Here is a 26755-nt window from a genome sequence, read left to right on the forward strand (position 1 = left end):
CTTCGCAGTGCCCGAGGGTCACACGATCCACCGACTGGCCGCCGACCACTTCGAGAGGTTCGGCGGCCGGCCTGTGCGCGCCTCCAGTCCGCAGGGCAAGTTCTCCGGCAGCGCGGCGCTCATCGACCGCCGCACCCTGGAGACCGCCGAGGCACACGGAAAGCATCTGTTCCTGGGCTTCGGCGCCGGCGGCTGGGTCCACATCCACCTCGGCCTGTTCGGGAAGCTCGGCTTCGGCACCGCGCCCGCCGTGCCGCCCACCGACACGGTCCGGCTGCGCCTGGTCAACGACGACGCGTACGCCGACCTGCGCGGCCCGACCACCTGTGCGCTGATCACCGACGGCGAGAAGCAGGCGATACACGACCGGCTCGGCCCCGACCCGCTCAGGCCCGGCGACTCCCCGGACCGTGCCTGGACCCGGATCTCCCGCTCACGTACCACCGTCGCCGCGCTGCTCATGGACCAGAAGGTGATCGCGGGGGTCGGCAACGTCTACCGCGCCGAGGTCCTCTTCCGGCACGGCATCGACCCGTACCGCGCGGGCAAGGACCTGACCCGCGCCGAATGGGACGCGGTCTGGGCCGATCTCGTGGCCCTGATGCGCGAGGGCGTACGGAACAACCGCATCGACACCGTCCGCCCCGAGCACATGCCCGAGGCGACCGGGCGGGCGCCGCGGGTCGACGACCACGGCGGCGAGGTGTACGTCTACCGCCGGGCCGCGATGCCCTGCCACCTCTGCGGCACCGAGATCCGCACCGCGCCGCTGGCCGCCCGCAACCTCTTCTGGTGCCCGGACTGCCAGCGGCGTTAGGGGCTTCCGCGCGGGCAGCCCGAATCCGTGCGGCCCGGGAGCCGTGCAACTGGGAGTCCTGCGACGGGGAGCCCTGTGAGTGGGAGCCGTGCGGCTAGAAGCCGTGCGGCAGCCAGGGCGCCGTGTCCGAGCCGAAGGCGAGCGACACCCCCGCCAGCGTCCCCGGCCGCAGCTCCCGCACCAGACCGGCGTCCGCCAGCGCGGTGAGCGCCGTACCGCCCAGATAGGCGGCGCCCAACTCCCGTACGGACAGCTCCAGATCAGCCGGATCATCGGTCCGCACACAGGTCGCGCCCCCGCTGTCCCCGGTCAGCCGCCAATGCCCGCTGTTCCAGGGGCAGAAGTCGTCCTGGACGCCGAACACCACATCCACCGGGGCCCGGTAGGCGCGCGCCGCGAGCGCCGCTCCCACATCCACCAGCCGCAGATGCAGCACATCACGGACCTGGAGCCGGCACCTGCGGAGGTCCGACACCAGATACTGCCAGGGGTCGTCCAGCGGCCGGTTGCGGACATGCAGCGTCGACGTCAGGTCGATCCCGAACAGGAAACGCCACAGCGCGGCGCTCGCCGCCGGATCCACCGCGTCGAGATGACGCAGCCGGACAGAGCCCCTGGGGCCCGCCGCGTCCCACTCGGGCTTCGTATGGAAACGGGCGTACCCCACCGTCTCGCCGTCCCGCTCGGCGATCACACACTGGAGCGGCGACCCGCCGTCGCGCTCGGAGGGCGGATCGAGCAGCGGCAACCGCTCCCAGCCGGGCGTGCGCCCGAGCATCCCGGGACGTGAACCGATGGTGCGTACATACAGAGCCTCGCACCGCGCCGCCGACTCCTCGACCGGCGCGTACCGCAGCCGTACGGCATCGGTCCCCGGCGGGACCGCGAGCGTCACCCGCGAGGTGTCGATCTCGGCCGTCAACTGCCGTGAGGCGATGCCGTATCCGAACCTGCCGTAGATCGCGGGCTCCGAAGCGGTCAGCAGGGCCAGCGGCTCACCGAGCGCCCGTACGTCGTCCAACTGCCGCCGCATCATGGACGTCAGGATCCCGCGCCGCCGGTGCGTCCCCGCCACACTCACCATCGTCACACCCGCCGCCGGCACGAAACCGCCGCCGGGCACCGAGAGCGTGAAGCTGAACGCCCCCGTCGTCCCCACGCACTCGTCGCCGTCCCAGGCGCCGATCGACCGCTCGAACTCGGTGAGATCGTCCCAGAGCGCACGCTCATCGGGCGGTTCGTCCACTCCGCCGAAGGCCCGCAGCAGGCCCCCGTACCAGGTGTCCATGGTGTCGCGGCTCAGCACTCTCAGCTCTGGGTCCATGAACCATCCCTACCAGCGGGTCCCACACCGGGCGAGCCAATTTCGAACGCGAGGTCACAGGGTCCCCCTGCGCAAGACCCGCACGGGTGGATAAGGTCCGAGCCATGGCCGGTCGCGTCGGAGAAGAAGCGTTCACGGCCCGGATGCGGAAGTCGGTGCACCGGGCCAGGACCGTGCTGCGCCGGTCCGGTGTCGACTACTTCCGTGGCGACGGCTCCGAAGGGCTCGCCCTCGCCACCCTCCTGCTGACCGTCCCCGCCCTGGCCTGGGCGACCATCCTCACCCCGGTCTGGTGCTCACCGTCGACGCTGGTCCTGCCCATCGTGGCGGGCGGACTGCTGCTGCGCCCGGCGAGCCTGCTGGGCCTCTACGCGGCTGCGGCCGCCGCCCTCATCGTCGAGTCGGTCAAGCTCGGCCCGTATGCCGACGGGGCCGCGCCGGTCACCCCGGGCACGGTCCTCACGGTGGCCGCCTGCGGGCTCTTCGGGCTGCTCATCGCGCAGTTCCGCAGCCGGGTCGGGGTGCCGTGGCGGCGCGGCGGCACCATGCTCTTCGACCTGCGCGAACGGATCCGCGTCCAGAGCAAACTGCCGCGGCTTCCGCAGGGCTGGCACCGCGAGATGGCATTGCGGCCGGCCGGCGGGCAGTCCTTCTCGGGCGACTTCGTGGTCGCCGCGCGCACCAGCGGCGGACGCGTCCTTGAGGTCGTCCTCACCGATGTCTCCGGCAAGGGGATGGACGCGGGCTCCCGGGCGCTGCTGCTTTCGGGCGCCTTCGGCGGGCTCCTCGGCTCGCTCCCGCCCCATGAGTTCCTGCCGGCCGCCAACGGCTATCTGCTGCGCCAGGACTGGGACGAGGGGTTCGCCACCTCGATCCATCTGGTCCTCGACCTGGACACCGGGGAGTACGAACTCCTCTCGGCAGGCCACCTCCCGGCGCTCCAGCTCCACGCGGGCAGCGGCCTCTGGGAGGAGAAGTCGGGCGAGGGCCCGCTGCTCGGGGTCTACGACGGCGCCCAGTTCGACGCGGCCAAGGGGTCGCTCGGCCCGGGCGACGTCCTGATGCTCTTCACGGACGGCCTCGTCGAGGCGCCCGACCGCGACATCAGCGAGGGGATCGACCGGCTGACAGGGGAGGCCGACCGCTATGTCGCCAGTACCTTCGAGGGCGCGGCGTGGCATCTGATCGAGGCGGTCGCCAAGGACGTCAACGACGACAGGGCGTTGCTGCTGATCTGCCGGGACAGCGACGCGGGGCCGATGCTGCTGTAAGGGGGCCCGAGCCTGCCCGGGCGCTCCCCCCTGACGCGGTTGAGCCCCGTACGACGGCGGTCCGTCGTACGGGGCTCAACGCGGGCGGTGCGGTGCTGCTGGTTCAGCTCAGAACATCCGGGCCCGGTCCCCGGGCTGCTGCTCGGATCAGGCCGGAACCTTCTCGCGCTCCCGCTCCCGTGCCTTCTCCACCGGGTCGGACCGGAACGCCCACTTCATCTCGGGTTCCGTCGCGAAGCGCATCACACGCCGCACCGGCGGGGTGCAGAACAGTGTCACGGCCGCCGCCATGAACACGGTCGCGAAGATCTCGCCCAGCGGGCTCTTCAGCCAGCCGTAGTCGTCGATCAGGCCCGCGTACTCGATGGTCTTGATCAGCAGGCCGTGCAGCAGATAGCCGCAGAGCGTGCCGGCGCCGAGCGCGGTGAACCAGGTCCTGCCGCGCGGTACCAGGGCCAGGAAGCAGGCGGTCAGCACCAGCCCGCAGACGGTGAGGCCGAGGGTCATCACGATGCCCTCCCACCAGTCGACGCCGAGCTGCTGGGCGCTGGTGCCCCGGTAGAACCAGTTGAGCGTCATCCTGGGCGCCGCCCAGTAGGCGAACACCACCGTGGCCAGCATGATCACGACGGCCACCGGCCGGGCACCCTTGCGCTGCACCCACTCGAAGTGCTCGGGCTTGAGCTTCAGGCCCAGCACGAAGAACGGCAGGAACTGGAGCACCCGCTGCAGATCGAGGTCGTCACCGATGTTGGGGGTGACCGACGCGAGCATCGCGATGACGAGCGAGATGGTCAGCGGATAGCGCAGATTGAGCCAGATCGGCGTGGTGATCCGCCAGATGAAGAGGGCGATCAGGAACCACGTCAGGAAGTACGGGTCGAGCAGGCTGATCTCGTGACCCGGGTCGTTGTTGCCCCACTTCTCGTAGAGCGAGTAAGTGGTCTCGAAGATCACATAAGGAACGACGACACCCGTCACGAGCCGGCGGAGCCGGTCGGGGCGCATGTCAAAACTACGGGAGAAATATCCCGAGATAATGATGAATGCGGGCATGTGGAACGTGTAGACGAACATGTAGAGCGCCCGTGTGGTGCGGCTGCCGTCCATGATCGGCTCCCACGCGTGTGCCATGGCCACGAGCACGATGGCCAGGAACTTCGCGTTGTCGAAGAGCGCGTTGCGCTGCTTCTTGGCGCCGGGGGCGGGCGCCTGTGCCTGCGCTGTGCCAGGTCTGTCCGGCGCCTGTGAGACTGTGGAGGTTTCGGGTTCCGTCTCCCGCGCCAGGGGGAGTGGGGCCCGCTGATATTCGTGTGGAGCATGAACCATTCGAGGAACCCTAGCGTCGCGTGAGGGAATCCGTAAAACCCTCTCAGTGGATGTCGGGCGGCTGTGATATTCGCCGTACGTGTACCCCCGCGGCTTACCTTTACTACCCTGATCTTATGTATGCATATGGGGTGTCTCATCCCACTTAAATGGTGCATAACGACGGGCTTCAGGGCCTGTTTCGGGGCCGGTTCGGGGGCAGTCCACTCTTATCGCAATCACCTGTGAACGTAATGTGTGGACAGTGAAACGATCGATTCGGATTTAGCCCCGCGAGTGGCGGGCCGCACCGTCCTGAAATTGCCGTCGCGCTCCCCGGAGGCGCCCCCGCGCCGGGCGCCCGGGGCGCGGGCGCGGGGAGTGCGGGATGGCGCGATCCGATCGGTGCCGTTTCGTCACCGGGCAACAACCACAGGGCTGTTGGTGGCACCATGGAGCCGCGGAAGAAGTGCTGGAGCGGCATCGTTCCCGGCCGGCAAGGCGGACCGACCAAGGGTTGTGATCAGTTGTGGCCATTTCACTGTCAGTGGTGCTGCTGTTGGCGATCGTCCTTGTGGTGTTGATCCGCGGTGGATCCATCAAGGCCGGTCCGGCGATCGTCGCCATGCTGTTCGGCTTCTTCCTGGCGTCGACGGGCATGGCTCCGTCGATCAACAGGTTCCTCAACTCGATAGCCGACACGATCAACCAGATCAAGTTCTAGCGGCTGTCCGGCAGTCGGGCCGGCCCGTCCCGGCCGCACCGTTCTCCGGTGCGGCCTGAGGTGACGGCGCCGGGACGCAGGCACGGGAACGATCAGGCACAGGACCGACAGACGCGGGAACGGCAGGCGCGGGAACGGCAACGGCCCGGCCGGTGAGAAGACTCACCGGCCGGGCCGTGTGCTGTGCGGAGCGGGCGACGGGAATCGAACCCGCGTAGCTAGTTTGGAAGACTAGGGCTCTACCATTGAGCTACGCCCGCAGGCGCCGCCGGTCGGAGCGACCGCGGCACGAGAAGCATCGTAGCGGGTCGGACCCGGTCCGCGCACACCCGTCCCGCACCGTGTGGCAGCGGGTAAAGCTGCCGCGGCAGGGCGGGCGGCCATGTACCCTACGTCTCGCACCGACGGGGTGTGGCGCAGCTTGGTAGCGCGTCCGCTTTGGGAGCGGAAGGTCGTCGGTTCGAATCCGGCCACCCCGACCAGCAGCAAGATCGCATTGTGGGTCTCCTCCTGCTTGCCGTTACTATGCAAGCTGTGTGCCCGCGTGTCTCTCAACCGGGCAGGATTCTGAAGTCAGCCCCCAAGGAGACCGAACCGTGAAGAGCGCCGTGGAGACCCTGAACCCGACTCGGGTTCGGCTCAGCATCGAGGTGCCCTTCGAGGAGCTCAAGGACAGCCTCGACGCGGCGTACAAGAAGATCAACGAGCAGGTCACGGTGAAGGGCTTCCGTAAGGGCAAGATCCCGAACCGCGTGATCGACCAGCGCTTCGGCCGCGGTGCCGTGCTGGAGGAGGCCGTCAACGACGCCCTCCCGAAGTTCTACACCGAGGCCGTCAACGAGGGTGAGCTGAATGTCCTCGGCCAGCCCGAGGTCGACATCAAGGAGCTCAAGGACGGCGAGCTGCTCGCCTTCACCGCCGAGGTCGACGTCCGGCCCGAGATCGAGATCCCGGACTACTCCGGCATCGAGGTCGAGGTCGACGCGGTCGAGGTCAGCGACGAGGACGTCGACAAGGCCGTCGAGGAGCTGCGTGGCCGCTTCGCGTCCACCAACCCGGTCGAGCGCGCCGCCGCCGACGGTGACGTCGTCACCATCGACCTGGAGGCCAAGGTCGACGGCGAGGTGCTGGAGGACGGCGTGGCCGAGGGTGTCTCGTACACCGTCGGCTCCGGTGAGCTGCTCGACGGGATCGACGAGGCCGTGACCGGCCTGGAGGCCGGTGGCGAGGCCACCTTCACCTCCGAGCTCAAGGGCGGCTCCGCCGAGGGCAAGCCCGCCGAGGTCACCGTCAAGGTCACCGCTGTCGCCGCTCGTGAACTTCCCGGTCTTGACGACGACTTCGCCCAGCTGGCGAGCGAGTTCGACACGCTGGACGAGCTCAAGGCCGACAGCCGCAAGCGCCTCGAGAACACCAAGCAGTACGAGCAGGCCACCCAGGCCCAGGAGCGCGTCCTCGACGAGCTGCTGAGGCTGGCGGAGGTCCCGATCCCCGAGAAGCTCCTCGAGGACGAGATCAACACCCGCAAGCACAACCTGGAGCACCACCAGCTCGGCCAGATGGGCCTCGACCTCGCCAAGTACCTGGAGATCCAGGGCAAGACCGAGGAAGAGTTCACCGCCGAGACCAAGGAGCAGGCCGAGAAGGGCATCAAGACCCAGTTCATTCTCGACGAGCTGGTCAACAAGGAGAAGCTGAACGTCAACCAGGAGGAGCTCACCGAGCACCTCATGCGGCGTGCGCAGTCCTCCGGCATGAGCCCCGACCAGTTCGCCCAGGCGGTCGTCGAGGGTGGCCAGGTCCCGATGCTCGTCGGCGAGGTGGCCCGCGGAAAGGCCCTCGCGGTCGTCGTCGAGGCCGTCAAGGTCAAGGACACCAACGGTGAGGTCGTCGACCTGAGCGACGACGAGGACGAGGCCGCCGAGGACGTGGCGGTCACCGAGGCCGCCGAGGCGTCCGACGAGGAGACCGAGGCCAAGCCGGAGGTCTGAGCCTCCACCGGTCTCGACCGGGCCGTTCCGCGGCCCGGCCGGTTCTGAACTCGATCGAAGGGTCCGGGCGTGCTGCACGTCCGGACCCTTCGTCGTACGCGCGGACGGGGCCCCAGGGGCCTGCCCCTGTGGCGCCTGCCCCACCTTGCGCTCCCAGCGAACAGTTCGGGAAGCGGGATGGCGTTGTCCCACCTGCGCGTTAGGGTCCATGAAGAGGAAAGCCCGGAGTGGGCAACCACCCCCGGACTCCTGCTGTACGAAGACGCTGAGACGGCCGGAGCCGTCAGAGACGAGCAGGTGGATACGTGACGAATCTGATGCCCTACGCCGCCGGCGAGCCCAACATCGGTGGCGGCCTCGGCGACCAGGTCTACAACCGACTGCTCGGTGAGCGGATCATCTTCCTCGGCCAGCAGGTCGACGACGAGATCGCCAACAAGATCACCGCGCAGCTGCTCCTCCTTGCCGCTGACCCGGAAAAGGACATCTACCTCTACATCAACAGCCCCGGCGGCTCGGTGACGGCGGGCATGGCGGTCTACGACACCATGCAGTACATCCCGAACGACGTGGTCACCATCGGTATGGGCCTCGCGGCCTCGATGGGCCAGTTCCTGCTGACCGGCGGCACCGCGGGCAAGCGCTTCGCGCTCCCCAACACCGACATCCTGATGCACCAGGGCTCGGCCGGTCTCGGCGGCACCGCATCGGACATCAAGATCCAGGCCGAGCAGCTGCTGCGCACGAAGAAGCGCATGGCGGAGATCACCGCCCGGCACTCCGGCCAGACCGTCGACACGATCATCCGTGACGGTGACCGCGACCGCTGGTACACCGCGGACGAGGCCAAGGAGTACGGCCTCATCGACGAGATCATCTCCTCCGCCTCGGGCGTTCCGGGCGGCGGCGGCACCGGGGCCTGACGCCCCGCATCCCTGCCTCCGAACCCGACCGACCACTTGAACGCCACCAGGATGGTGAACACCAGCATGAACGACTACTCCGCCTCCGCCAGCGGCCTCTACACCGGCCCGCAGGTCGACAACCGCTACATCGTTCCGCGCTTCGTCGAGCGCACCTCGCAGGGTGTGCGCGAGTACGACCCGTACGCGAAGCTCTTCGAGGAGCGTGTGATCTTCCTCGGTGTGCAGATCGACGACGCCTCCGCCAACGACGTCATGGCGCAGCTGCTCTGCCTGGAGTCGATGGACCCGGACCGGGACATCTCCATCTACATCAACAGCCCCGGTGGCTCGTTCACCGCGCTGACCGCGATCTACGACACGATGCAGTTCGTGAAGCCGGACATCCAGACGGTCTGCATGGGCCAGGCGGCCTCCGCCGCCGCGGTCCTGCTGGCGGCCGGCACGCCCGGCAAGCGGATGGCCCTGCCGAACGCCCGGGTGCTGATCCACCAGCCCTCGTCGCAGACCGGCCGTGAGCAGCTCTCCGACCTGGAGATCGCGGCCAACGAAATCCTGCGTATGCGGACCCAGTTGGAAGATCTGCTGGCCAAGCACTCCACGACGCCGGTGGAGAAGATCCGCGACGACATCGAGCGCGACAAGATCCTCACGGCCGAGGATGCCCTGGCCTACGGCCTTGTGGACCAGATCGTTTCCACCCGTAAGGGCTCCGTGGGGATGATGACCACCTGATGGCCGTTTGATTTACCTTCCGTCCCCTGGCACGGTGCACGTCAAAGTGAACCGTGCCAAGGGGGGCCCGAACGAGGGGCCCGGCAAGGTACCGTCGAATATGAGGCACCAGGAGACGCTGAACGTGGCGCCTCCCAGGCGAAGGGGAAGCACCTCGTGGCACGCATCGGTGATGGCGGCGACCTGCTCAAGTGCTCGTTCTGCGGCAAGAGCCAGAAGCAGGTGAAGAAGCTCATCGCAGGCCCCGGGGTGTACATCTGCGACGAGTGCATTGATCTCTGCAACGAGATCATTGAGGAAGAGCTCGCGGAGACCTCCGAAGTGCGGTGGGAGGAACTGCCCAAACCGCGTGAGATCTATGAGTTCCTCGAGGGGTACGTCGTCGGGCAGGAGCCCGCGAAGAAGGCCCTCTCGGTAGCGGTCTACAACCACTACAAGCGCGTCCAGGCCGGTGAGAACGGCGGCGGCAGCAGCCGCGAGGACGCCATCGAACTGGCCAAGTCCAACATCCTGCTGCTGGGCCCCACCGGCTCGGGCAAGACGCTGCTCGCCCAGACACTGGCCCGGATGCTCAATGTCCCGTTCGCCATCGCGGACGCGACAGCGCTCACGGAGGCCGGCTATGTCGGCGAGGACGTCGAGAACATCCTGCTCAAGCTGATCCAGGCCGCCGACTACGACGTCAAGAAGGCCGAGACCGGCATCATCTACATCGACGAGATCGACAAGGTCGCCCGCAAGAGCGAGAACCCGTCGATCACGCGTGATGTCTCCGGCGAGGGCGTCCAGCAGGCCCTGCTGAAGATCCTGGAAGGCACCACCGCTTCGGTGCCGCCGCAGGGCGGCCGCAAGCACCCGCACCAGGAGTTCATCCAGATCGACACCACGAACGTGCTGTTCATCGTGGGCGGCGCGTTCTCCGGCCTGGAGCGGATCATCGAGTCCCGGGCGGGCGCGAAGGGCATCGGCTTCGGTGCGACCATCCGCTCCAAGCGGGAGATCGAGGCGAGCGACCAGTTCCAGGAGGTCATGCCGGAGGACCTGGTGAAGTTCGGGATGATCCCCGAGTTCATCGGCCGGCTGCCCGTCCTGACCTCGGTGCACAACCTGGACCGCGAGGCCCTGCTGCAGATCCTGGTCGAGCCGCGGAACGCCCTGGTGAAGCAGTACCAGCGCCTCTTCGAACTCGACGGTGTGGAGCTGGACTTCGACCGTCCCGCGCTGGAGGCCATCGCCGACCAGGCGATCCTGCGCGGCACCGGGGCGCGCGGTCTGCGCGCCATCATGGAGGAGGTCCTCCAGTCGGTGATGTACGAGGTGCCGTCCCGCAAGGACGTCGCCCGGGTCGTCATCACGGCGGACGTCGTCCGGGACAATGTGAACCCGACGCTGGTCCCGCGCGAGCCGCGGATCGTCGGCAACGACGGGCGGCACGAGAAGTCCGCGTAGCGCCTGCGGCCATACGTACGACGTTGGGGCGCCCGGTCGGCTTGCCGACCGGGCGCCCTATGCGCTGTCTGTGCGGGCTTCCCGCTACTTGAGGGGCACGCGGACGTCCTTGCGGAGATCGGCTGTCACCTTGGCCGACTCGTCCAGGCTGAGGCCGTCACCCGCACCCTGGGTCGGGATGCCGATTCCGAGCGTGCTGTAGTCGGCCCACATGCAGAAGTACTGCGTGTTCATCTTCTTGGTGGCGGGGTTCGGGCCCTGGGCCTGCTGGCACTTCATCACAGCGCCGTCGAGGCTGTCGGGGCTGGCGGACTGGGGATCCCCGATCCACTTCACCTTGCTGTCCTTGTTGTTCTTCTTGAAAGCGGCGAATCCGGCGTCCACCGTTGCTGCCGGATCCTTCACCTTGCCGTACAGGCCCTCGAAGCTGATGGACCGTGCTCCGGCGAGCGCGAGAGGGTTCGCTTTCGCCGGATCGCTGAGGTCGACCGTGGAGTAGATGGCGCCGACCGACTTGGCCTGGGTGATACCGCTGCTGGCCAGTCCCTCGGCATCGGCGGAAGACGCGTCCTGCGCCGGTCGGTTCTCGCCGTTGCGCTTGTAGTTCCCGAGCACCTTGGCCGGTGTCGTCAGCTTGTGCGGCCCGTCGTCGGCGAGCGAACCGCTGTCACTGCCGGAGGTCAGCAGATAGACCCCGCCGCCGATCACCGCGACCACCACGATCACCGCGCCGACGATGAGCCCGGTCTTCTTCTTGGGGGACTGCGGGGGCGGCGGCACCTGGCCGTACGCGGGCTGCTGCCCGTACGGGGGCTGCTGGGGCTGCTGGGCGTACGGGTTCGGCTGGCCGGGCTGCTGCTGCGGGTAGCCGTACCCCGGCTGCGGCGGGACGCCCTGCGGGGGCTGCTGAGGGTAGCCGTAGCCGGGCTGCGGCTGGCCGCCCGGCTGGCCGTACGGATTGCCGGGCTGCTGCTGGGGCTGCGGCGGCTGTCCGTACGGGCCCGGCTGCGGGGGCGGCTGCTGCCCGTACGGCCCCGGTTGCTGTGGCTGCTGTCCGTACGGCCCCGGCTGGTTGTAGCTCATGGACTGGGATCCCCCTCTGCGTACTTACGTGATGCGGACATCCTGACGGACGTCCTGGCACACCGGGGAGACGGGGGCCACAGTCTCACCAAAGATTCCCGTTTCAGTACGGGACCGTGACGCCCTTAAACTAGGCCCGTGACCGAGAACTCTTCGCAGACGCCAGCGCCCACCACCGAACTGCCGACCCAGTACGCGCCGGCCGAGGTAGAGGGGAAGCTGTACGAGCGCTGGGTGGAGCGCGGTTACTTCGAGGCCGACGCCAAGAGCGAGAAGCCCCCTTTCACCATCGTCATCCCGCCGCCGAACGTCACGGGCGCCCTGCACCTGGGCCACGCCTTCCAGCACACGCTGATGGACGCCCTCACCCGCCGTAAGCGCATGCAGGGGTACGAGGCGCTGTGGCTGCCAGGGATGGACCACGCCGGTATCGCCACCCAGAACAAGGTCGAGCAGCAGCTCGCCGAGGAGGGCAAGTCCCGCCAGGACCTGGGGCGCGAGGAGTTCACCGCGCGCGTCTGGCAGTGGAAGGAGCAGTACGGCGGCAAGATCCTCGGGCAGATGCGCCGCCTCGGGGACGGGGTCGACTGGTCCCGCGAGCGGTTCACCATGGACGAGGGGCTGTCCCAGGCCGTCCAGACCATCTTCAAGAAGCTCTACGACGACGAGCTGATCTACCGCGCCGAGCGCATCATCAACTGGTGCCCGCGCTGTCTCACCGCGATCTCCGACATCGAGGTCGACTATCAGGACGACGACGGCGAGCTGGTCTCGCTGAAGTACGGCGAGGGTGACGAGACCCTGATCGTCGCGACCACCCGGGTCGAGACGATGCTCGGTGACACCGCGATCGCGGTCCACCCCGACGACGCCAGGTACGCGCACCTCATCGGCAAGCGGATCAAGCTGCCGCTGACCGACCGGACCATCCCGGTCGTCGCCGACGCACACGTCGACCCCGAGTTCGGGACCGGCGCCGTCAAGGTGACGCCCGCCCATGACCCGAACGACTTCGCCATCGGCCAGCGGCACGGCCTGGAGTCCATGACGATCATGGACGAGCGCGGTGTCATCACCGTGCCGGGCCCCTTCCACGGGCTCGACCGGTTCGAGGCGCGCGCCACGATCGTCGAGGCCATGCGGGAGCAGGGCCGTGTGGTCGCCGAGAAGCGCCCGTACACGCACTCCGTCGGCCACTGCTCGCGCTGCAAGACGACTGTCGAGCCCCGGCTCTCGCTCCAGTGGTGGGTCAAGGTCGAGACGCTCGCCAAGGAGGCGGGCGACGCGGTCCGTGACGGCCGGGTCACGATCCACCCGAAGGAGATGGAGAAGCGCTACTTCGACTGGGTCGACAACCTCAACGACTGGTGCATCTCACGCCAGTTGTGGTGGGGCCACCGGATCCCCGTCTGGTACGGCCCGGCGGGTGAGGTCGTCTGCGTCGGACCGGACGACGAGGTGCCCACCGGTGAGGGCTGGCACCAGGACGAGGACGTCCTCGACACCTGGTTCTCCTCGGGCCTGTGGCCGTTCTCCACGCTGGGCTGGCCGGAGCGGACCCCGGACCTGGAGAAGTTCTACTCGACGGACGTCCTGGTCACCGGCCACGACATCATCTTCTTCTGGGTCGCCCGGATGATGATGTTCGGTCTCTACGCGATGGACGGGCAGGCCCCGTTCAAGACCATCGCACTGCACGGTCTCGTCCGCGACGAGCACGGCAAGAAGATGTCCAAGTCCTTCGGCAACGTGGTCGACCCGCTGGACTGGATGGACGAGTACGGCTCCGACGCCGTCCGCTTCACCCTGGCCAACGGCGCCAACCCCGGTGCGGACGTGCCGATCGGCGAGGACTGGGTCAAGGCGTCGCGCAACTTCGCCAACAAGATCTGGAACGCGACCCGCTTCGCGCTGATGAACGGCGCCACCGTCGAGGGCGAACTGCCGCCGGCCGAGAAGCAGTCGGCCAACGACCGGTGGATCCTGTCGCGGCTCAACGCGGTCGTCGCCGAGGCGGACGCGTACTACGACGACTACCAGTTCGCCAAACTCGCCGACACCCTCTACCACTTCGCGTGGGACGAGGTCTTCGACTGGTACGTCGAGCTGTCGAAGACGACGTTCTTCGCGGGCGGCGAGGCGGCGCAGGTCTCGGCGCGGGTCCTCGGTGAGGTCCTCGATGTGATGCTGCGGCTGCTCCACCCGATCGTCCCGTTCGTCACCGAGACGCTGTGGACCACGCTCACCGGCAAGGAGTCCGTCGTCGTGGCCGACTGGCCGAAGGACTCCGGCTTCCGTGACCCCGCGGCCGAGCAGGAGATCACGCTGGTCCAGCAGGTCATCACCGAGGTCCGCCGCTTCCGCTCGGACCAGGGGCTGCAGCCGGGCCAGAAGGTCCCGGCCCAGCTCGACCTGGCGGGTACGGCGCTGGCGCCCCACGAGGCGTCCATCCGCCAGGTGCTGCGGCTCCAGCCTGCGGGGGAGGGCTTCCACGCCACCGCATCGCTGCCGGTCGCGGGCGCCAGGGTCGCGCTCGACCTGTCGGGGACGATCGATGTGGCGGCCGAGCGCAAGCGGCTGGCCAAGGACCTTGGCGCCGCCGAGAAGGAGAAGGCGCAGGCGCTGGGCAAGCTCGGCAACGAGGCGTTCCTGGCGAAGGCGCCGGACAACGTGGTGGACAAGATCCGTACCCGCCTCGCCAAGGCCGAGACGGACATGGAGCGGATCCAGGCCCAGCTCGACGGACTGCCGCAGGCGTAGCGGAGCCCAGCGCGCGTACGACGAAGACCCCCGGTTCCGCCGGGGGTCTTCCCGTTTTCCCGTTTTCCTGTCTTCCGCGTCGTACCCGGGGCGCCACGCCCGGGCCGTCACGTGGTGGGCGTCAGCACCTTGGCGGTCACCGCGTCGAACTCCTCGACGCACTTGCCCGTCCCCAGCGCCACACACTCCAGCGGCGACTCGGCCACGGTCACGCCGATGCCGGTGGCCTCCGCGATCCGCAGATCCAGTCCGGGCAGCAGCGAACCGCCGCCCGTCAGGACGATGCCGTGCTTCATCACATCGGCCGCCAGCTCCGGCGGGCACTCCGCCAGGGTCGACTGCACCGCGGCGACGACGGCCTCGATCGGCTCGTCCATCGCGGCACGGATCTCCGGTGCGGTGAGGATGAGCGCGGTCGGTACCCCGTTCGTCCTCTCGCGCCCCCGCACCGTGCAGGTCCGGGTCTCCAGCGCCTCGTCGTCCGGGACCGGCCACGCCGACCCGATCTCCAGCTTGACCTCTTCCGCGGTCCGCTCCCCGATCAGCAGGCTGCGCTCCTGCCGGATGTGGTCGGTGATCGCCGAGGTCATCCGGTCGCCGGCCAGCCGCAGCGACCGCGAGGTGACGATGCCGCCCATGGAGATCACGGCAATCTCGGTCGTACCGCCCCCGATGTCGACGACCATCGAGCCGCGCGGCTCGTCCACCGGCAGCCCCGCGCCCATCGCCGCCGCCATCGACTCGTCCAGCAGATGGACGGTACGGCCGCCCGCCTCCTGCGCCGCCTGCACGATCGCCCGCAGCTCCACCGGGGTCACCCCGGTGGGCATGCAGACCACCATCCGGACACGTGCCCGTCTGCCCTGGAGGCCCTTGCGTACGAAGTACCGGATCATTTCCCTGGCGGCCTCGTAGTCGCCGATCACCCCGTCCCGCATCGGGCGGAGCGCGGTGACCGATTCCGGGGTGCGCCCGAGGCTCTCGCGTGCCTCGTCGCCGATGGCCGGGGCCCCGCGGCTGTGGTCGCGCACCGCCATCACGGAGGGTTCGTTGAGCACGATGCCCTTGCCGCGGACGTAGAGGAGTGTGTTCGCCGTACCGAGATCAATGCCTATGTCCATGATTGGTAAGTCTGCCCCGATAAGCGGGTGTTCCGCGCGTCGGAGTGCTCCGAACCGGGGGTCGGCGCCCGGACGGGACGGGCGAGGTCCGGGCGCGCCGGGACCTCCGTAGACTGGTCCTGTGAGCGAGTCCGACCCTTTCGACGAAATCGTCGACGCAGCGACCGACCTTCCCCCAGCCGACAGTGCGGAATCAGCGGGGGAGACCCCGTCGTCCCCCGACCAGGCGGTGATCGAGGCCGGCAGCCGCACCCTGCGCACCCACGGCGGACCTCCGCCCGGTGACGCAGTGCCCGCGCGCCCCGCCGACCCGGAGGTGGACAGGGCGCTGCGCGCGGTGGAGCAGGAGCTCGTCGGCCGCTGGCCCGAGACCCGGCTCGACCCCTCCCTCGTACGGATCGAGGCGCTGCTCGACGTCCTGGGCGATCCGCACCGCGCGTACCCCTCGATCCACATCACCGGCACCAACGGCAAGACGTCGACGGCGCGCATGGTCGAGGCGCTGCTCGGAGCCCTGGAGCTGCGCACCGGGCGGTACACGTCCCCGCACGTCCAGTCGATCACCGAGCGCGTCAGCCTCAACGGCGAGCCGATCGGCGCCGAGCGGTTCATCGAGACGTACGAGGAGATCAAGCCGTTCGTCGGCATGGTCGACGCGCAGCAGGAGCACCGGCTCTCGTTCTTCGAGGTGCTCACCGGGATGGCCTACGCGGCCTTCGCCGACGCGCCGGTGGACGTCGCCGTCATCGAGGTCGGGATGGGCGGCAGCTGGGACGCGACGAACGTCATCGAGGCGCCCGTCGCCGTCGTCACCCCGATCTCGCTGGACCACACGGACCGCCTCGGTTCCACGCCCGCCGAGATCGCCGGCGAGAAGTCCGGGATCATCAAGCAGGGCGCGACGGTCATCCTGGCGCAGCAGCCGGTCGACGCCGCCCAGGTGATGCTGAAGAAGGCCGTCGGGATGGACGCCACGGTCGCCCGCGAGGGCATGGAGTTCGGTGTGGGCAGCCGGGAGATCGCCGTCGGCGGCCAGCTGCTGACGCTGCGCGGCCTCGGCGGTGACTACGAGGACATCTTCCTCCCGCTGTACGGCGCCCACCAGGCGCACAACGCGGCGGTGGCGCTCGCCGCCGTCGAGGCGTTCTTCGGGGTCGGCGCGCAGCAGGCGCAGCGGCTCGACATCGACGTGGTCCGCAAGGCGTTCGCGTCGGTCACGTCGCCGGGCCGCCTCGAAGTCGTACGGAGCTCGCCGACAGTCGTCCTGGACGCGGCGCACAACCCGGGCGGCGCACTGGCAGCGGCCGCGGGTGTCACCGAGGCGTTCAGCTTCTCGCGGCTGATCGGCGTGGTCGGGGCGAGCGGTGACAAGGACGTCCGCGGGCTGCTCGAAGCGTTCGAGCCGATCTTTGCCGAGGTCGTGGTCACCCAGAACTCCACGCACCGCGCGATGAGCGCGGACGACCTGGCCACGATCGCCGTCGAGATCTTCGGCGACGAACGCGTGGTCGTCGAGCCCCGGCTCGACGACGCTCTGGAGGCGGCGATCACGCTCGCCGAGGAGGAGGACGAGTACGCCGGAGCGGGCGTCCTCGTCACCGGTTCCGTGATCACGGTCGGCGAGGCCCGGCTGCTTCTGGGAAGGCACTGACCCATGCGCACACTCTGCGCGTCCACCCTGATCGGTGAGTTCTTCGTGATCGGGTTCGCCGGTCTCGTCGCCATGAAGGGCGATCTGTCGGAGGCCACCGTCTGGACGGTGTGCGGTATCGGCATGCTCCTCTCGGTGCTGCTGTGCGGAATGCTGAGCCGTCCGGGTGCGGTCCAGATCGGCTGGGCGCTCCAGATCGCGCTGGTCGCCAGCGGATTCATCGTGCCGGTGATGTTCATCCTGGGGGTGGCGTTCGCGGGACTGTGGTGGGCGTCGGTCCACTACGGACGGATCATCGACGCGGCAAAGGCCCGTTGGGCGGAGCAGGCATCCGCAGGGCCTGACGCTGCGTAATAGGCGCACGACAGAGCCCTGTAACCTGAGGGCCGTGATCCGTATCCCGGTATCTCGGCAGCCTGTATCCCCGTAACCCGTCATGCCGTACTGAAGGAGTCCGCACAGTGAGCCAGCGCACGCTCGTTCTGCTCAAGCCCGACACCGTACGCCGCCACCTGGTCGGCGAGGTCATCGGCCGCATCGAGCGCAAGGCGAACTGGACCATCTCGGCGCTGGAGCTCCGCACGCTGGACCAGGACACGCTGGAGCAGCATTACGGCGAGCACAAGGGCAAGCCCTTCTACGAGCCGCTGGTCGAGTTCATGGCCTCGGGTCCGGTCGTCGCGATGGTCGTCGAGGGCGAGCGGGTCATCGAGGGCGTCCGCGCCCTGGCGGGTCCGACTGACCCGATTGCCGCAGCGCCCGGCTCCATTCGTGGCGATTTCGGCACCATCGTCCGGGAGAATCTCATCCACGCCTCGGACTCGGAGGAGTCCGCGGAGCGAGAATTGAAGATTTTTTTCCCGGGCGTATCCTGACGTCATGTCAGCCGAATAGCGCTCACAGCCTCGGGCGACCGAATTAATTCGGTCGCCCTTCGGCATATGCCGGGCGATTTCGGGAACGCATCGCACCGACATGACGTCACCATGACTGAGGCGGGCACAACTTCCGCCCACATGGCGGAGGACCCTCGCGCGGTGTCCGTGCAGGCGGCACTACGATGGAAGCCTTCACACCCACAGCGCTCACTTCGCCTACCAAAAAGCCAATCGCTCCACTTGGGAAGGCCCGACGCATCCTCATGGGGAACAAGGGGAACTCAATGTCGTTCATCGGCCGTGACATGGCTATCGACCTCGGGACTGCCAACACGCTGGTGTACGTCAGGGGTCGAGGGATCGTCCTCAACGAACCCTCCGTCGTCGCCATCAACACCAACACCGGCGGGATCCTCGCCGTAGGCGCCGAGGCGAAAAAGATGATCGGCCGTACGCCGGGCAACATCGTTGCCGTACGGCCGCTGAAGGACGGCGTGATCGCCGACTTCGAAATCACCGAGCGGATGCTCCGCTACTTCATTCTGAAGATCCACAAGCGCCGCTATCTGGCCCGGCCGCGCGTCGTCGTCTGTGTCCCCTCCGGCATCACAGGGGTCGAGCGCCGCGCCGTCATCGAAGCGTCCACCCAGGCGGGCGCCCGCCAGGTGCACATCATCGAGGAGCCCATGGCCGCCGCCATCGGCTCGGGCCTGCCCGTCCACGAGGCCACCGGCAACATGGTGGTCGACATCGGCGGCGGCACCACCGAGGTCGCGGTGATCTCGCTCGGCGGCATCGTCACGGCCCAGTCGATCAGGGTCGCGGGCGACGAGCTGGACAACGCGATCATCCAGCACATCAAGAAGGAGTACTCCCTCCTCCTCGGTGAGCGCACCGCCGAACAGATCAAGATCACCATCGGCTCCGCGTTCGACCTGGAGAAGGACGAGCACACCGAGATCCGCGGCCGCGACCTCGTGTCGGGGCTGCCCAAGACCGTGGTGATCTCCGCTGCCGAGGTCCGCAAGGCCATCGAGGAGCCGGTCAACGCCATTGTCGACGCGGTCAAGACGACGCTCGACAAGTGCCCGCCCGAGCTCTCCGGTGACGTCATGGACCGCGGCATCGTCCTCACCGGCGGCGGGGCGCTGCTCCGCGGTCTGGACGAGCGGCTGCGCCACGAGACGGGAATGCCGATCCATATCGCCGAGGACCCGCTGGACTCGGTGGCCCTCGGATCGGGCAAGTGCGTCGAGGAGTTCGAGGCGCTCCAGCAGGTACTGGACGCCCAGCCCCGCCGGTGACGGACCACGCTCTTCCGCCGTACGGGGCATGTCCGCCCCGTACGGCGGATCGTTGAAGTAAAGAGTTCGACTTGATTTCTGTCGGCCTCCGCAGACGCAGAACTCCATAAACGCATATGAATTCCGACGAGGAAGGCACGGCCTCCGCACGTGAGGGACACACGAGAGAGCCGGCTGCTCCTGGTGCTGCTGATCGCCATCGCGTTCGCGCTGATCACGGTGGACATCCGCGGCGGTGAGGCGTCTCCGGTGGATGGCGCCCGGCACGCCGCCGCCACCGTGTTCGGACCGGTCGAGAGCGGTGTCGCGGACGCCGTGAACCCGGTCGGCAACGCCATCGGTGCAGTACGGGACTCCGGCGACCGGCACAGCCGCATCAGCGCGCTGCAGCGTGAGAACACCGCTCTGAAGCAGCAGCTCGGCAGCAGCGACCGCAACCGCAGCCGCGTCCGCCAGCTCGACAGCATGCTCAAGACCGCGGGCGCGGGCCAGTACGGGATCAAGGGCGCCCAGGTCATCGCCATAGGAGCGGCCCAGGGGTTCTCCTGGACGATCACCATCGACACCGGGACCTCCGACGGCATCAAGCGGGACATGACCGTGCTCAACGGCGACGGACTCGTCGGCCGGGTCACCACCGTCGGCCCCCACACCGCCACCGTGCTGCTCGCCAACGACCCCGACTTCACCGTGGGCACCCGGATGGAGAAGACCGACGAGGTCGGCTTCGCCACCGGCCGCGGCGACCGCCCGCTCGCCGTCCAGTTCCTGAACGGCAAGGCCGAGGTCAAGAAGGGCGACCGGCTGGTCACCTTCGGCTCAAGCAACGACAAGCCGTTCGTGCCGGGCGTCCCCGTCGGCAAGGTCACCCGCGTCGACCCGTCGGGCGGCGACCTCACCCGTACGGTCTACGTCCGCCCGTTCGTCAACTTCACCAAGCTCGACCTGGTGGGCGTCGTCGTCGAGCCGCCGCGCAGCAACCCGCGCGACACGGTCCTGCCGGCCAAGCCCGCCAAGGCGAAGCCCGCGCCCACCGTCACGGTCACGGTCACCCCGTCACCCGGCGCCGACGGCAACACGGACCCCAATGGCAACACCGACCCCAACGCCAACGCGGATCCCAACGCCAACACCGATCCCAACGCCGACCCCAACACCGACCCCAACGCCCCCCAGTAGGAGGAGCTGATCCGTATGCGCCTCAACCGGATGCTGCTCTCGGCCACGCTGGTGGTGGTCGCCCTGGTGATCCAGGTGAGCGTGCTCGCCCGACTCCAACTCCCCGGCGCTGTCCCGGACCTGCTGCTGCTCACCGTGGTCGCACTCGCCCTGGTGTACGGCCATGTGGGGGGCGCCTTCATCGGGTTCGGCGCCGGCCTGCTGGCCGACCTGGCCCCGCCCGCCGACCACGCCGCCGGGCGGTACGCGCTGGTGCTGTGCGTGATCGGGTACGCGGCCGGGCTCGCCAAGCCGGAGAACGGCCGCCTCAGGTCCGTCACAGGGCCGATGGTCGTGGTGGTCGCGGCCGCCATCGGTTCGACCCTGCTCTACGCCGGGGTCGGCTCCCTCGTCGGTGACACCGCCGCCCGCCATGTGGGCCTGCTCGGGCTGCTGTTCAGCGCGGCGATCTACGACCTGCTGCTCGCGCCGTTCACCGTCCCCTTCATCATGGCGCTGGCGAGACGCGCCGAGCGCGACCCGCTCGCCGAGGGCCGCGACAGCGGCGGTGTCACGAGCGACATCGCGACCGGCTGGCTGGCGACGGGCACCGGACTGAAGATCGGCGGCCAGCGCGGCGGTATGCGGATGAAGGCGGCCAAGTCACGCGCGGCGAAGGCCGGACGCATCAAGGGGGTCAAGAGGCTGTGACACTGCGACACGCGGGGGCACGGCCGTCGGATCCCAGCCGGACGATCAGTGGGGCACGGCTGTGAGCAATATTCCCGAGACCGGACGGACCTCGCGGGTCCGCATCCGGCTCGTTGTCATCCAGATCCTTGTCTTCTCCCTCCTCCTCACCCTCGGCGGCCGGCTCTGGTACCTCCAGATCCGCAACGGCCAGGAGTACAGCGCGGAGGCCAAGAACAACCACGTCCAGCAGGTCGTCCAACCCGCCGTCCGTGGCTCCATCGTCGACGCGCGCGGGGTGCCGATCGCCGACAACGAGACCAAGCTTGTCGTCTCCGCCAACCGCACCGACCTGATGAAGATGAGCGACAATGGCAAAGCCGTCCTCACCCGGCTGGCCGGTGTGCTGGGGATGAAGCCCGCGGACGTCATCGCGAAGGTCAGGCTCTGCGACGCGAAGACCCCGAAGCCCTGCTGGAACGGTTCGCCGTACCAGCCGATCCCCGTCACCGAGGACGCCACCACCCAGCAGGCACTCCAGATCCGCGAGCGCACCGAGGACTTCCCCGGCATCACCGCCGAGCCCACCGCCGTACGCAGCTACCCCGGTACCGGCGGGCTCAACGCCGCCCAGGTGCTCGGCTACCTCGGCCCGGTCACCGACAAGGAAGTCGCCAAGTCGAACAAGACGGACAACCCGCTGCTCCGCTCCGACCAGGTCGGCCGGGCCGGTCTGGAGTCCATGTACGACCAGCAGCTGCGCGGCAAGTCCGGCGTCACCCGCTACGAGGTGGACAACCTCGGCCGGGTCATCGGGAAGGCCGGCCAGACCGCGTCACAGCCCGGCAGCTCCCTGGTCACCAGCATCGACTCCCGGGTCCAGGCGCTCACCGAGAAGGAACTGGACGCGGCCATGAAGGCCCTCCGCAAGACCTATGACTCGGTCACCCACACCAACTACAAGGCCGACTCCGGTGCGGCCGTGGTGATGGACGTACACACCGGGCAGGTCATCGCGATGGCCAGCGCTCCGACGTACAACCCCAACGTCTGGAGCGGCGGCATCTCGGCCAAGAACTACGACAAGCTCACCAAGACCTCGTCCAACTACCCGTTGCTGAACCGCGCCATCCAGGGACAGTCGGCCCCCGGCTCGACCTTCAAGGTCATCTCCACCAGCGCCGCCATCAACGCCGGGTACGCCCCGGACGGCGGCTACCCCTGCACCTCGTCGATGACCATCGGCAACCGCGAGTTCAAGAACTTCGAGGGCGAGAACTACGGGGACATCAGCCTGGGCAAGGCCCTTGAGGTCTCCTGCGACACGGTCTTCTACCACGTGGCCTACGACCAGTGGAAGAAGGACGGCGGCAACAACCCCAAGCACCCGAAGGACTGGTTCTTCAAGACGGCCCACGAGTTCGGGCTCGGCAAGAAGACCGGCATCGACCTGCCCAACGAGCTCGCCGGCCGGGTCCCGGACCGCGAGTGGAAGAAGGCGTACTGGGAGGCCAACAAGGACCTCTGGTGCAAGCAGGGCAAGAAGAACGGCACCTACGTCGAGCAGATCGAGTACGAGAACTGCACCGACGGCAAGCAGATCCGCGCCGGTGACTCCGTCAACTACGCGATCGGCCAGGGCGACACGCTCCTCACCCCGGTGCAGGAGGCGGTGATCTACTCGGCGCTCGCCAACGGCGGCACGATGTACCAGCCGAGCGTCGGCAAGGCGATCGTCAGCGCCGACGGCAAGAAGGTCCAGCCGATCAAGCCCAAGAGCATCGGCAAGCTCCCCGACACCAAGTCGACCGTCTCGTACATCAACAAGGCCCTGGAAGGCGTCGTCACCAGCGGTACGGCTGCCTGGCAGTTCGGCGGCTGGCCGCAGGACAAGATCACCCTGCACGCCAAGACCGGCACCGCGGAGGTCGCCGGCAAGCAGACCACCGGGTGGCTGTCCACGTACACCAAGGACTACGCGATCATCATGACGATCTCCCAGGGTGGTACCGGTTCAGGTGCCGCGGGACCCGCGGTCCGCAAGATCTACGAGGCGATGTACGGCATCGGCAAGGACGGCAAGCCGAATCCCAAGAAGGCGCTCATGCCGAAGCCGGAGACGTCCCTGCCGAAGATCAACAGGGACGGTGCGATCGTCTCGCCCAAGATCACACCGCCCAAGCCCGACCCGTCGCCGCCTGCGCCCTCGCCCTCCTCGTCGGGCGGGCAGGAGATCGCGGCCGCACCGGGCAGAAGGGACTAGGGCCATGGGTGGTTTCTCCGTAGCGCGGTACGCCCCCGAGCAGGGCACCTGGTCCAAGCTGACCGCCCGCGACTCCCTGGTGCGCAGGCTGGACTGGCCGCTGCTGATGGCGTCGCTCGCGCTGTCGTTCATCGGCATGCTGCTGGTGTACTCGGCCACCCGCGGCCGCACCTCCCTCACGCACGGCGACCCGTACTACTTCCTGCTGCGCCACGCCATGAACACCGGCATCGGGTTCGCCCTGATGATCGGCACCATCTGGCTCGGGCACCGGACCCTGCGCGGCGCGGTCCCGATCCTCTTCGGGCTCTCCGTGCTGATGATCCTCGCGGTCCTCTCGCCGCTCGGGCAGACCGTGAACGGCGCACACGCCTGGATCGTCATCGGCGGCGGATTCTCCCTCCAGCCGTCCGAGTTCACCAAGATCACGATCATTCTGGGGATGGCGATGATCCTCGCCTCCCGGGTGGACGCGGGCGATCAGGAGCATCCGGACCACCGCACGGTCGCCAAGGCGCTCGGCGTGGCCGCCATCCCGATCCTGATCATCATGCTGATGCCGGACCTCGGCTCCGTCATGGTGATCGCCATGATCGTCCTCGGAGTCCTGCTCGCTTCCGGCGCCTCCAACCGCTGGGTGGTCGGGCTCATCGGCACCGGAGTGGTCGGCGCCATCGGGGTCTGGAAGGCCGGGCTGCTCGACGAGTACCAGATCGCCCGCTTCGCCGCCTTCGCCAACCCCGCGCTCGACCCGGCGGGCGTCGGCTACAACACCAACCAGGCGCGGATCGCGATCGGCTCCGGCGGGCTGCACGGGACGGGCCTCTTCCACGGCTCGCAGACCACCGGGCAGTTCGTCCCCGAGCAGCAGACCGACTTCGTCTTCACCGTCGCGGGCGAGGAACTCGGCTTCCTGGGCGCGGGGCTGATCCTGGTCCTGCTCGGCATCGTGCTCTGGCGCGCCTGCCGGATCGCCCGGGAGACGACCGAGCTGTACGGGACGATCGTCGCGGCCGGGATCATCGCCTGGTTCGCCTTCCAGGCGTTCGAGAACATCGGGATGACGCTCGGCATCATGCCGGTGGCCGGGCTTCCGCTGCCGTTCGTCTCGTACGGAGGATCCTCGATGTTCGCCGTGTGGGTCGCGATCGGACTGCTCCAGTCGATCCGGGTGCAGCGGCCCATGTCGGCCTGACCCGTGGCCCGCGAACCGGCCTGGTCCGTCCCGGACGGGGACGGACCCGGCCGGTTCGGGACGGGCGGATTTCCGGGCGTCCCGCGGGGGCCGGCCGCCGGGGTACGCTGGATGGTCATCCCTGCCCGCTCATGAGAGACACCACCATGCCTGTCGAGTCGGTCGAGTCGGTCTTCCCGCGACTGGAAGCGCTTCTCCCGCACGTCCAGAAGCCCATCCAGTACGTGGGCGGAGAGCTGAACTCCACCGTCAAGCAGTGGGAGAGCTGCGACGTCCGCTGGGCGCTGATGTACCCGGACGCGTACGAGGTCGGGCTCCCCAACCAGGGCGTCATGATCCTCTACGAGGTGCTGAACGAACGCGAGGGAGTGCTCGCCGAGCGCACCTACAGCGTCTGGCCCGACCTGGAAGAACTGATGCGCGAGCACAAGGTGCCGCAGTTCACGGTCGACGCGCACCGCCCGGTGAAGGCGTTCGACGTCTTCGGGCTCTCCTTCTCCACCGAGCTCGGCTACACCAACATGCTCACCGCCCTGGATCTCGCGGGCATCCCGCTGGACTCCAAGGACCGCACCCTCGACGACCCGATCGTGCTCGCGGGCGGCCACGCCGCGTTCAACCCCGAGCCGATCGCCGACTTCATCGACTGCGCGGTCATCGGCGACGGCGAGCAGGCCGTCCTGGAGATCACCGAGATCGTCCGCGCCTGGAAGGCCGAGGGCCGTCCCGGCGGGCGCGACGAGGTGCTGTTCCGGCTGTCGAAGACCGGCGGTGTCTATGTGCCGCGCTTCTACGACGTCGAGTACCTGCCCGACGGGCGCATCGGCCGGGTCGTGCCCAACAGGTCGGGCGTGCCGTGGCGGGTCTCCAAGCACACCGTCATGGACCTCGACGAGTGGCCCTACCCCAAGCAGCCGCTCGTCCCGCTCGCCGAGACCGTCCACGAGCGGATGTCCGTCGAGATCTTCCGCGGCTGCACCCGCGGCTGCCGTTTCTGCCAGGCCGGCATGATCACGCGCCCCGTGCGGGAGCGAAGCATCACCGGCATCGGCGACATGGTGGAGAAGGGCCTCAAGGCGACCGGCTTCGAGGAGGTCGGCCTGCTGTCGCTGTCGTCGGCCGACCACAGCGAGATCGGCGACATCGCCAAGGGCCTCGCCGACCGGTACACCGAGGACAAGGTCGGCCTCTCGCTGCCGTCGACCCGGGTGGACGCCTTCAACATCGACCTCGCCAACGAGCTGACCAGGAACGGCCGCAGGTCCGGCCTGACCTTCGCCCCCGAGGGCGGCTCCGAGCGCATCCGCAAGGTCATCAACAAGATGGTCTCGGAGGAGGACCTGATCCGTACGGTCTCCACCGCGTACGGCAACGGCTGGCGCCAGGTGAAGCTGTACTTCATGTGCGGCCTGCCCACCGAGACCGACGAGGACGTCCTGCAGATCGGTGACATGGCGGTCAACGTCATCGCCGAGGGGCGCAGGGTCTCCGGCCAGAACGACATCCGCTGCACCGTGTCCATCGGCGGCTTCGTACCCAAGCCGCACACCCCCTTCCAGTGGGCCCCGCAGCTCTCCGCCGAGGACACCGACGCCCGGCTCACCAAGCTGCGCGACAAGATCCGCGGCGACAAGAAGTACGGCCGCTCGATCGGCTTCCGCTACCACGACGGCAAGCCCGGCATCGTCGAGGGCCTGCTCTCGCGCGGTGACCGCCGGGTCGGCTCGGTCATCCGCGCGGTGTACGAGGGCGGCGGCAGGTTCGACGGCTGGCGCGAGTACTTCAGCTACGACCGCTGGATGAAGGCCGCCGAGCAGACGCTGCCCGACTTCGGCGTGGACGTCGACTGGTACACGACCCGCGAGCGCACGTACGAGGAGGTCCTGCCCTGGGACCACCTGGACTCCGGTCTCGACAAGGACTGGCTCTGGGAGGACTGGCAGGACTCGCTCGACGAGACCGAGGTCGAGGACTGCCGCTGGACACCGTGCTTCGACTGCGGGGTGTGCCCGCAGCTCGACCTGGACATCCAGATCGGTCCGACGGGCAAGAAGCTGCTGCCGCTGACCGTCGTCAACAAGTAGCTCCAGGGAGCGGCTCCAGGAAACGC

The 26755-nt window shown here is 68.4% G+C and carries 21 protein-coding genes and 2 tRNA genes; 18 read left to right on the forward strand and 5 right to left on the reverse strand.

What is annotated here, in order from left to right; all coding sequences use genetic code 11:
- The first annotated feature begins 7 nt into the window (after positions 1–7).
- Entirely contained in the window at positions 8–817 is an 810-nt protein-coding gene (locus tag OG510_RS25660; RefSeq protein ID WP_406139873.1) for an Fpg/Nei family DNA glycosylase, read from the forward strand.
- 94 nt (positions 818–911) lie between these two features.
- On the opposite strand, the gene OG510_RS25665 is transcribed toward OG510_RS25660, so the two are convergent.
- Positions 912–2141: a GNAT family N-acetyltransferase gene (locus tag OG510_RS25665; RefSeq protein ID WP_406139874.1), complete on the reverse strand. Its 1230-nt coding sequence runs from the start codon at positions 2139–2141 to the stop codon at positions 912–914.
- A gap of 104 nt (positions 2142–2245) precedes the next feature.
- Here OG510_RS25665 and OG510_RS25670 point away from each other — a divergent pair, with 104 nt between their 5' ends.
- The gene (locus tag OG510_RS25670) at positions 2246–3412 is read left to right on the forward strand and encodes a PP2C family protein-serine/threonine phosphatase (protein ID WP_406139875.1); all 1167 of its coding nucleotides are present in this window, start codon (positions 2246–2248) and stop codon (positions 3410–3412) included.
- Between the two features lie 147 nt (positions 3413–3559).
- Here the strand turns inward: OG510_RS25670 and OG510_RS25675 are convergent, their stop codons facing one another.
- Positions 3560–4741 carry an acyltransferase family protein gene (locus OG510_RS25675; RefSeq protein WP_406139877.1) on the reverse strand — a complete coding sequence of 394 codons (1182 nt, stop codon included), beginning with the start codon at positions 4739–4741 and terminating at the stop codon, positions 3560–3562.
- A gap of 508 nt (positions 4742–5249) precedes the next feature.
- Here OG510_RS25675 and OG510_RS25680 point away from each other — a divergent pair.
- Complete coding sequence (locus OG510_RS25680) at positions 5250–5444, forward strand: hypothetical protein (RefSeq protein WP_164261160.1); 195 nt, start codon at positions 5250–5252, stop codon at positions 5442–5444.
- Between the two features lie 189 nt (positions 5445–5633).
- Here the strand turns inward: OG510_RS25680 and OG510_RS25685 are convergent.
- Positions 5634–5704, reverse strand: a tRNA-Gly gene (locus tag OG510_RS25685).
- Positions 5705–5849: 145 nt separating this feature from the next.
- On the opposite strand from OG510_RS25685, the gene OG510_RS25690 reads away from it, so the two are divergent.
- The 5 genes from OG510_RS25690 (at position 5850) to clpX (ending at position 10542) form a co-directional block, all read left to right on the forward strand.
- Positions 5850–5926: transfer RNA gene (locus OG510_RS25690), tRNA-Pro, on the forward strand.
- Between the two features lie 114 nt (positions 5927–6040).
- Positions 6041–7435, forward strand: coding sequence for a trigger factor (gene tig, locus OG510_RS25695; RefSeq protein ID WP_406139878.1), 1395 nt, complete (start codon positions 6041–6043; stop codon positions 7433–7435).
- 317 nt (positions 7436–7752) lie between these two features.
- Positions 7753–8358 (forward strand): ATP-dependent Clp protease proteolytic subunit, encoded by a 606-nt coding sequence (locus OG510_RS25700; RefSeq protein ID WP_164261228.1) that lies wholly within the window; start codon positions 7753–7755, stop codon positions 8356–8358.
- A 51-nt stretch (positions 8359–8409) separates the two neighbouring features.
- Positions 8410–9093 carry an ATP-dependent Clp protease proteolytic subunit gene (locus OG510_RS25705; protein ID WP_164261167.1) on the forward strand — a complete coding sequence of 228 codons (684 nt, stop codon included), beginning with the start codon at positions 8410–8412 and terminating at the stop codon, positions 9091–9093.
- Positions 9094–9249: 156 nt separating this feature from the next.
- Positions 9250–10542, forward strand: a complete 1293-nt coding sequence (gene clpX / locus OG510_RS25710; RefSeq protein WP_164261170.1) for an ATP-dependent Clp protease ATP-binding subunit ClpX — start codon at positions 9250–9252, stop codon at positions 10540–10542.
- Between the two features lie 84 nt (positions 10543–10626).
- Here clpX and OG510_RS25715 read toward each other — a convergent pair whose 3' ends face one another.
- Positions 10627–11625 carry a hypothetical protein gene (locus OG510_RS25715; protein WP_406139880.1) on the reverse strand — a complete coding sequence of 333 codons (999 nt, stop codon included), beginning with the start codon at positions 11623–11625 and terminating at the stop codon, positions 10627–10629.
- Between the two features lie 138 nt (positions 11626–11763).
- Here OG510_RS25715 and OG510_RS25720 point away from each other — a divergent pair, with 138 nt between their 5' ends.
- Positions 11764–14385, forward strand: coding sequence for a valine--tRNA ligase (locus OG510_RS25720; protein ID WP_406139881.1), 2622 nt, complete (start codon positions 11764–11766; stop codon positions 14383–14385).
- Positions 14386–14492: 107 nt separating this feature from the next.
- Here the strand turns inward: OG510_RS25720 and OG510_RS25725 are convergent, their stop codons facing one another.
- Entirely contained in the window at positions 14493–15506 is a 1014-nt protein-coding gene (locus OG510_RS25725) for a rod shape-determining protein (RefSeq protein WP_406139882.1), read from the reverse strand.
- Positions 15507–15627: 121 nt separating this feature from the next.
- Here OG510_RS25725 and OG510_RS25730 point away from each other — a divergent pair, with 121 nt between their 5' ends.
- The 9 genes from OG510_RS25730 to OG510_RS25770 all read left to right on the forward strand — a co-directional run bounded on the left by OG510_RS25730 (position 15628) and on the right by OG510_RS25770 (position 26729).
- Positions 15628–17157 (forward strand): bifunctional folylpolyglutamate synthase/dihydrofolate synthase, encoded by a 1530-nt coding sequence (locus tag OG510_RS25730; RefSeq protein ID WP_406139884.1) that lies wholly within the window; start codon positions 15628–15630, stop codon positions 17155–17157.
- Between the two features lie 3 nt (positions 17158–17160).
- On the forward strand, positions 17161–17511 hold the full coding sequence (locus OG510_RS25735) for a DUF4233 domain-containing protein (protein ID WP_406139886.1): 351 nt from the start codon (positions 17161–17163) through the stop codon (positions 17509–17511).
- A gap of 107 nt (positions 17512–17618) precedes the next feature.
- Positions 17619–18032, forward strand: a complete 414-nt coding sequence (gene ndk / locus OG510_RS25740; protein ID WP_164261200.1) for a nucleoside-diphosphate kinase — start codon at positions 17619–17621, stop codon at positions 18030–18032.
- Between the two features lie 287 nt (positions 18033–18319).
- Positions 18320–19339, forward strand: coding sequence for a rod shape-determining protein (locus OG510_RS25745; RefSeq protein WP_164261203.1), 1020 nt, complete (start codon positions 18320–18322; stop codon positions 19337–19339).
- Positions 19340–19489: 150 nt separating this feature from the next.
- On the forward strand, positions 19490–20518 hold the full coding sequence (mreC, locus tag OG510_RS25750) for a rod shape-determining protein MreC (RefSeq protein WP_406139887.1): 1029 nt from the start codon (positions 19490–19492) through the stop codon (positions 20516–20518).
- A gap of 15 nt (positions 20519–20533) precedes the next feature.
- Positions 20534–21208 (forward strand): rod shape-determining protein MreD, encoded by a 675-nt coding sequence (gene mreD, locus OG510_RS25755; RefSeq protein WP_406139889.1) that lies wholly within the window; start codon positions 20534–20536, stop codon positions 21206–21208.
- A 61-nt stretch (positions 21209–21269) separates the two neighbouring features.
- Positions 21270–23450 carry a penicillin-binding protein 2 gene (gene mrdA, locus OG510_RS25760; RefSeq protein ID WP_406139891.1) on the forward strand — a complete coding sequence of 727 codons (2181 nt, stop codon included), beginning with the start codon at positions 21270–21272 and terminating at the stop codon, positions 23448–23450.
- 4 nt (positions 23451–23454) lie between these two features.
- A complete protein-coding gene (gene rodA, locus OG510_RS25765) occupies positions 23455–24645 on the forward strand; it encodes a rod shape-determining protein RodA (RefSeq protein WP_406139893.1) in 1191 nt (396 codons plus the stop codon).
- A 146-nt stretch (positions 24646–24791) separates the two neighbouring features.
- Positions 24792–26729, forward strand: coding sequence for a TIGR03960 family B12-binding radical SAM protein (locus tag OG510_RS25770; RefSeq protein ID WP_406139894.1), 1938 nt, complete (start codon positions 24792–24794; stop codon positions 26727–26729).
- The last annotated feature ends 26 nt before the right edge of the window (positions 26730–26755 follow it).

Origin of the sequence: Streptomyces sp. NBC_01089 (assembly GCF_045162975.1) — a bacterium.
In the GTDB taxonomy this organism is placed as follows: Bacteria; Actinomycetota; Actinomycetes; order Streptomycetales; family Streptomycetaceae; genus Streptomyces.